This is a genomic window from Bifidobacterium criceti, from assembly GCF_002286935.1.
GTDB classification, from domain to species: domain Bacteria; phylum Actinomycetota; class Actinomycetes; order Actinomycetales; family Bifidobacteriaceae; genus Bifidobacterium; species Bifidobacterium criceti.
The window spans coordinates 1-7819 of sequence record NZ_MVOH01000021.1 but is presented as its reverse complement, the minus strand read 5'-3'; the positions used below and the strand labels follow the sequence as shown (position 1 = coordinate 7819).

Here is a 7819-nt window from a genome sequence, read left to right as displayed (position 1 = left end):
AGCTGGGTTCAGAACGTCGTGAGACAGTTTGGTCTCTATCCTCTGCGCTCGTTGGAATCCTGAGGAGGCCTGCCCATAGTACGAGAGGACCTGGGTGGACGAACCTCTGGTATGCCGGTTGTCGCGCCAGCGGCACGGCCGGTTGGCTACGTTCGGGAGGGATAACCGCTGAAAGCATCTAAGCGGGAAGCCCGCTCCAAGATAAGGATTCCTGACACCCCTTCCGGGGGTGTGTGAGACCCCACACGAGAACATGTGGTCGATAGACCGGACGTGGAAGCCGCGCGAGCGGTGGAGCCGACCGGCACTAACGGTCGAACACGACCAACACCGGCACCACGGTTGGAACCAACACGATCGGGACACACGACCCATCGGACACACACGATACAAGCATCAACACGAAACACCTGCGCGAACACACGACACACGCATACGAACACGCGACGCGTCCACCATCCGGTCCCCAAACAACCACCAGGACCCCCAACCACACAAGGGGGGTCCCGGAGAATTGAAGACTTGCGGCGGCCATGGCCCAGGGGAGACGCCCGGACCCATTCCGAACCCGGAAGCTAAGACCTGGCACGGCGATGGTACTGCACCCGACAGGATGTGGGAGAGTAGCACGCCGCCGCACCAACACGTCAAGGGAAAGCCCCGACACCACACAAGTGGCGCCGGGGCTTTTCCGCATACCCGACCCCCGGCGGGCACCAACCACGGCGCCCGCCGGGGGCCGTCGCATACCCACACGCATCCCCCGCGCGCCGCACCCGCGCACCCACGGGCACCGGCCAAGGCGCCCGCGTACCGGAGCGCGGCAGATCACGCACGGTGGTACGCTTACGCACGCCTGAGCATACCGGGCCGCGCAGGATCACGCACTCCGGTACGCCGGCCGCGGGCTCTGGCGTACCACCCTGCGGCAGATCCCGCACCACGGCACGCCCATGCCACGCATCGCGGCGGCACGCGACGGCCACGGAAGCAGGCCCCGCAACGACCACGGCCACCACCACCGGTAGGCAAACCGTGCGCGACCCCCAGGCCATGGCGTCCGTTTCCCGTGCGAACGGTGGCGAAACCGGCCACAACCAGGCCCGGTGGCGGACGCCTCCGCCACCACCGGTGGGCAACACGGCCACAACCACACCACGCGGCGTCCACGATCCGTGCACCCGGTGGGAGACATGTACGCCGGCCCCGCCATGGCGCCCATAGCCACTGTGCGTCACGCACCGAGTGACGCAGGTGACGTCCCCCGACGCGCGCCCGCGCACATCACGGCACCGCGGGGACATCGTCACCATGTCACCGTCGCGGATCGGCACCAACCGTGGCACCGCACGACGCGGACGCCGGGCCAGCGTCTGCGGATCCGCGCAGATCGCGGCACCGCAGACGCAGGCGCCACGCTACCGTCGCGCGCCACCGCACCCCGCGACACCGCGCGGCGCCTGCGGCACGCCACCGTCGCGCGTCCGCACATCCTGCGGGACCGCACGACGCTGACGGCATCCCAGCATCGCGCGTCACCCAAAACTGCGGTACCGCACGACACCGGTGCCGGGTTACCGTCGCGTGTCCGCATATCCCACGGCACCGCACGACGCGTACACAGCGCCCGTGACCACCGCCACCGCACATCGCGGCACCGCGAGACGCTGGCGGCATCCCAACGTCGCTCGTCACCACGTATCGCGGCACCACACGACGTTGGCATCGTCCCAACGTCGCGCGATACCGCAATCCCGGCATCGCACGTCGCGTACGCCATCCCAGCGTCCGGCCTCCACGCAAACCACGGCACCGCACGACGCAAACACAGCGCACACGTCCACCGCCACCACACCTTGCGGCATCGAACGACGCGGACGCCGCGCCACCGTCGCGCGTCCGCACATACCGCGCCACCGCGCGTCGCATTTGCACTGTATGATGCATATCGTCAAGCGAGGCGTCGTCCCCGCTTTTTTGCTGCGCCGCACAAGCGGGCGGCGTGCCTTTCCGCAGTGCCCGGCAACGCGGATCAGGCCGAAGTCATCCGGGCCAAGAAAGGCCTGCCGGGAACGGCCCTCTCCACGATGTCCAATACGATGTCAACAACCATCCACAGCGATTCCGCGTCGTCGTCTCACCCCAACACTTCACAACCTCCAACCCAATCCACCCCCACCAAACATCCCACAACGACACCGCCCACGCATGAGCGCATCGAACCGAAACTGCTGCTCGCGATCGTGGCGACGGGTATCATGGCGTTCGTCGGCATCCTCACGGAGACGATGACGAATGTGCTGTTCCCGACACTCATGGAGGAGTTCGGCATCGGCACATCCGTCGTCCAGTGGCTGACGACCGGCTATCTGCTCGTCGTTTCGGTCGTCACACCGCTGTCGTCGTATCTCAACCACCGTTTCACGCTCAAGGCGTCGTTCGCCGCGGCGGTCGCGTTGTGCATCGCGGGATTGCTCATCGCGGCGGTTTCGGTGAATTTCCCGATGTTGATGGTCGCGCGCATCCTTCAGGGCGCGGGCACGGGCGTCGCGTTGCCGCTCATGTTCAATATCATCCTTGAACAGTCGCCACGTTCGCGTCTGGGGCTGCTTATGGGCGTCGGCAACATGGTGTGCGCGATTGCGCCTGCGCTTGGTCCGACGGTCGGTGGCGTGGGTGTCGCGGCAGTTGGTTGGCGTTGGCTGTTCGCCATTCTGATTCCGGTGCTTGTGGTCGCCGGTGTCGTGGGTGTCATGTCGATTCGTCAGCCGCGTCCGACGGGACGTGTGCGGTTTGGTTGGGGCCAGCTTGTGCTGCTGACGATTGGATTCGTCGCGTTCGTCTTCGCGCTCGACAGGTGCGGTGCCGCGATCACGGCCATGTCGTCCGCGCGAAGTGGTGGAACGGGTACGCTCATCGTTGCGGCCGCGCTCCTCGTGGTTTCGATCGTGGCGCTCATGTGGTTCGCCGCGATGTGCAAACGCGTGCACGATCCGCTCATCCATATGGGTGTGCTTCGTTCTGTCCCGTTCCGTTGGCATCTGCTTGCGTATGTGATGCTTGAGGGTGTCACGATTGGGTTCGGGTATCTCATTCCGAATCTTGCGCAGCTTGGTTTTGGGTCGACGACGACCGTCGCCGGACTGCTCATCCTCCCTGGTGCGCTGTTGGGCGCCGTGCTCGCGCCTGTGGGCGGCGCGTTGCTTGACCGTTTCGGTCCGATGCGACCGATTCTACTGACGATGGCGCTTGCGATCGTCGGCATCGCGCTCATGCTGCTCATGGTGCGCCCGGGTGTGAGCGTATGGATGATCTGCGCCGGCTATATCGCGTATATGATCGGTTTTTCGATGGCGTATCCCAATACGATGACGGCGGGCATGGGTGTCATCCCACAACGTATGCAGCCGGATGGCAACGCGATGTTCAGCACATTCCAGCAGCTTGCGGGCGCGGTCGGCACGACGGTCATGTCGATATGTCTGGGCGTCGCACAATCCGGATACAGTCTCGAAACGGACAGGTCCGCCTATGCCGCGGCGACGCAGCGCGGCGGCCGCGTCGGCATCGTCGTCCTGCTCATTGTGCTCGTGTGCGCGTTCGCCGCGAACGTCCGCGCATTCGTTGCGCGTCGTATGCCACGATGACGACGGTTTTCACGTGGAACATTCATCGGTTATCTCGAATAGACACTGTGTTCCACGTGAAAACAAATCGACGATGTACTGTGCACGTCGTCGGATGTGGCGCGTGCGATTACGCGTCGAGACGGCTGAGCAGATCGTCGACTTCACCAAGCCACAGTGTGCTTTGCGCATACGTCGGCATCATGAATCCGTCACGCAGATCGAGACCTGCGGAACCGATGCGCGGCCCATCGGGAAGGTCGTGGCGCATGAATTGCGTCGCGAAGAACCTTCCGTAGAACGTGCGCATCCATGTGAGCAGCTGACGGTCGCTGTACGTCGTGCCGAACGCGCTTCGCGCGAGGCGGAACGACTTCGACGGACGGTGCTGCGCGCGCAGGAACCCATCGATGAGGAAATCCTCGACCTCTACGGGTGCGATATCCGCGAACCCCTGTGCCGCGTAACGGTCGTGCTCAGGGACGTGGAGCGGATCGTCGTGCACGACGATCGGGCCGAGCGCAGCGCACAGCCGCTCATCATCGGTCGTCTGCGCGACGCGCGCGAGCATGAGCGGCACAAACGAACGTACAAGCTGGCTGTTGACGGCGTACTGCATCGCCACATCAAGCGGGAAACCACTCACGCCGAGCGCAAGCTCCGTCATGTCCACGGGGTTGACGAGCGCCTCGTCGCGGTCGGCGATCGGCGGTTGCGCGTCGTCGAAGAACGCGCAGCCGAGCGCGGCCGCGAGCGAATCCAGAAGCGCTTTCGCGTGACCGTTCGGTTTCGCCCCCGGGAACTGCATATGGACGGCCGTGCGCGCGATGTTCGCGAGATCGGCGGCGCGCGCGGCGACGAGCAGCGCAAGCGCCGCATCCGCGACCGCCGTGTCCTCGGCGAGCACCGTGATCCTGTCGGCACCACGGTTGTGCAGGAACGCGAGCATACCGTGCGCCTGCATCGTCAGCGCGAGATCACAGCAGTCGTCACGCACACGCGCGTCCGCAGGGACGAACGGCTGCGGCGAAACCGGACGCTGCAGCGGATGCGTCGGGATATCCATATCGAACAGCGTCTCATGGTAGCCCGCGGCCTGCGCGCTCGCGGCGACCTTGAACGACGACATGCCACGCCGCGCGCCCCACAGACCCGCGACGTCGACGTCGGCGATCGCGAACCCCTCACCGAACGGCTGCGCCTGCGCGAGCACGGCACCGTTCTCGGCGATGATCTCCTGTCCGCCAACGGTCACGTCACTCGTCGAATCGCCCTGTCCGGAACTGCAGTACGCGTAGCAGCACAGCAGACGCGCGCTTTGTCCACTGATCAGTCCGCGGCGGTAGATGTCCTTCTCAAGCGACGCGTTCGACGCGGAGCCGTTGCAGATGACCGTCGCACCCGCCAACGCGAGATGGATCGACGGTGGGTCGGGGGACCAGATATCCTCACAGATCTCATACCCGACGCACAACTGCGGCAGCTGACGGCAGCGGAACAGCTGATGTGAACCGAACGGCACATGCTGCTGTCCGGCGACGGTGATCCCGGTAACGTCGGCGGGGCCCGCATTGAACCAACGTCCCTCGAAATCCACGCCATACGTCGGAATGAACGTCTTCGGCACGACACCGAGGATGCGTCCGCGATGGCAGACGGCGACGGTATTGTAGATCTTCCCGTTGATGCACAACGGAACACCGACCGAGAACAGCACATCGAGGCCCGCCGTACGCGCGACAAGGCGGCCGAGTTCGCGTTCCGCACTGTCCAGGAGGATGCTGTGGTACAGCAGGTCGTCGGCGATGTACGACGTGAGGACGACCTCGGGGAACGCGACGACTTTCGCGCCGAGCTTCGCGGCACGCTGCAGACCTTCGTAACACAGGTCGGCGTTGTGTACGGGGTCGGCGACGGTGCTCGCGGGCGATACCGTCGCGACCGTCACGAAACCATCGTTCGGCAGTCCTGTGGGTGGGTTGGTTGGTGGTTGTGTGGGTGTTGGTGTTTGTGGTTGTGTGGGTGTTGGTGTGGGTGTTGCGGACATGGTGCCCTTCCTTGGAATGCGCCGCGTGACGCGGTGTGCGGTAGCGCGTGACGCGGTGTGTTGTAGGTTGGCGCTCGTTGTGGCGCGCGGTTTTATTGTGTGTTTTTGTTGTGCATTTGCGGCGCTCGCGTCCGGGGACGATAGGTGGCCGATTCTGTGACCGTCGCTTGAGGCACAGCATAGTGCGCGTGCGCATGCGCGGACGTCGGATATGACGTGGGCGTAGTGCGGTGTGGGGCGTGCGGGGGGATGCAGTGTGGGGGTGGGATGTGGAAGGGGAGGGGACGGCGCGTGATGTGTGCGGGAGTGGGGTGTGCAGTGTGACAGATCGTGGCACCGCACGACGGCAGGGCGGTGTTAGCGTCGTGCGTTGGCGCGGATTGTGGTGCCGCTCGTCGCACTGGTGCCTGTTTGCGTCGTGCATTGCCGTATCGCACGGGACCGCTGGTCGGCTGGCCGGCGTCAACGTCGCGCGTTGCCGCACAGGGTGGCGCCGCTGGTTGCGGTGGTGCCTGTTTGCGTCGTGCGTTGTCGCGAGTTACGGAATCGCTCGTCGGCTGGACGGTGCCAATGTCGCGCGTTGGCGCGGACTGTGGCGCCGCTGGTCGCGCAGGAGCCCATGGCGTCGTGCGTTGCCGCCAGTGGGGTGTCGCTGGTCGGCTGGGAGGCATCTGTGTCGTGCCATGCCGCAGGGTGTGGCACCGCACGACGGCAGGGCGGTGTTGGCGTCGTGCGTTGCCGCAGACTGTGGCGCCGCTGGTCGCACTAGTGCGTGTTTGCGTCGTGCGTTGCCGTACCGCACGGGACCGCTGGTCGGCTGGCCGGCGTCAACGTCGCGCGTTGGCGCGGACTGTGGTGCCACTGGTCGCGCAGGACCCGCCTGTGTCGTGCCATGCCGTGGGTTGTGGCACCGCTGGTCGTTGGGGACCCGCCGGCGTCGTGCGTTGCCGCGGGTTGTGGTGGCGCTGGTCGCGGAGGAGGCCTTAGTGTCGCGTGTTGCCGGATGATGCGGTGCCGTTGGTCGGATAAGGGTCTGTTTGCGTCGCGCGGCATCGTATGGTGGGGTGTCGCGCGACGCGATGGGTCGCGAATGTCGTGTGTTGCCGCCTATCGAGGGGATCGCTCGTCGTGGAGAATCCTCCAGTGTCATGTGGTGCTGCATCCTGTGATACCGCTGGTCGCATGGCTCCCCGCTTGCGTCGCGCGTCCCCACAGGTTCTGGTGAAGCGCGACGGCGGGGGCCTCAACGTCGTGTGTTGCCGCATGTTGTGGCGGGGATTGGTCGTTGGAAGCAGCACGCGTCGTGTGGTGTGGGTGTCGTTCGACGCGGGTGGGGTGCCGGTGTTGCGTCTTCCCGCATCGTGTGACACCGCTGGTCGTAGTGGCATTGCCGCGGTGTGTGTTGTTTTGTCGTGGTGTGGAATCGCGACACGCGGGTGGTTGTGGTGCTGTGGGTGGTTGTTGTGGGTGGTGTTGGGTGGTTGGGGTGGTGTGGGGTGGTTTGCGACACGCCGGTGGTGGTGTTGTGTTTGTTGGGTTTTGGGGGTGTTTGGTTGGGGGTGGGTTTGCGTTTTGGTTGGGGGTGGTGTAAGTTTCTTGTCTTGCTGCCGGTCGGTGAGCTTCGGGACTGGGTCCTGGTGGTTCGTGGGCTGTGTGTGGTGGTTTGAGAACTCAATAGTGTGTACTGTACTACTTCATCATGCGACCATGTTTTTGGTTGTGTGGTGGTCTTTTGATTGCCAGTCCGATGCCCGCCCGTGTGGTACCCGAGGGGGTTTGATGGGTGTCGGGGTTTTTGTGTGACCGTCCTTCCTTATTGGATGGTCCGTCTGATTTCTTTTGGAAATTATGAGTCATCTGTTGGATGTCTTCATGAAGGTTTTTTTGTGGAGGGTTCGATTCTGGCTCAGGATGAACGCTGGCGGCGTGCTTAACACATGCAAGTCGAACGGGATCGGTTGGTGCTTGCACCGGCCGTGAGAGTGGCGAACGGGTGAGTAATGCGTGACCAACCTGCCCCATGCACCGGAATAGCTCCTGGAAACGGGTGGTAATGCCGGATGTGCCGCACCTACCGCATGGTGGTGTGGGAAATGCTTTTGCGGCGTGGGATGGGGTCGCGTCCTATCAGCTTGTTGGTGGGGTG

At 64.4% G+C, this 7819-nt stretch carries 2 protein-coding genes and 3 rRNA genes; 4 read left to right on the top strand and 1 reads right to left on the bottom strand.

What is annotated here, in order from left to right:
- From B1526_RS08610 to B1526_RS09145, 3 genes are all read left to right on the top strand, one after another.
- A 23S ribosomal RNA gene (locus B1526_RS08610) occupies nt 1-331 on the top strand; the annotation flags it as partial.
- Between the two features lie 192 nt (nt 332-523).
- A 5S ribosomal RNA gene (gene rrf, locus B1526_RS08605) occupies nt 524-640 on the top strand.
- A 1459-nt stretch (nt 641-2099) separates the two neighbouring features.
- Nucleotides 2100-3647: an MFS transporter gene (locus tag B1526_RS09145; RefSeq protein WP_157908720.1), complete on the top strand. Its 1548-nt coding sequence runs from the start codon at nt 2100-2102 to the stop codon at nt 3645-3647.
- A gap of 109 nt (nt 3648-3756) precedes the next feature.
- Here the strand turns inward: B1526_RS09145 and B1526_RS08595 are convergent, their stop codons facing one another.
- The gene (locus B1526_RS08595) at nt 3757-5673 is read right to left on the bottom strand and encodes a nitrilase-related carbon-nitrogen hydrolase (RefSeq protein ID WP_095615648.1); all 1917 of its coding nucleotides are present in this window, start codon (nt 5671-5673) and stop codon (nt 3757-3759) included.
- 1883 nt (nt 5674-7556) lie between these two features.
- Here B1526_RS08595 and B1526_RS08590 point away from each other — a divergent pair.
- Nucleotides 7557-7819, top strand: a 16S ribosomal RNA gene (locus B1526_RS08590); the annotation flags it as partial.

Coding starts and splice junctions, on each gene's coding strand:
- B1526_RS09145 (WP_157908720.1), top strand. CDS start 2,100: ATGTCAACAACCATCCACAGCGATTCCGCGTCGTCGTCTCACCCCAAC.
- B1526_RS08595 (WP_095615648.1), bottom strand. CDS start 5,673: ATGTCCGCAACACCCACACCAACACCCACACAACCACAAACACCAACA.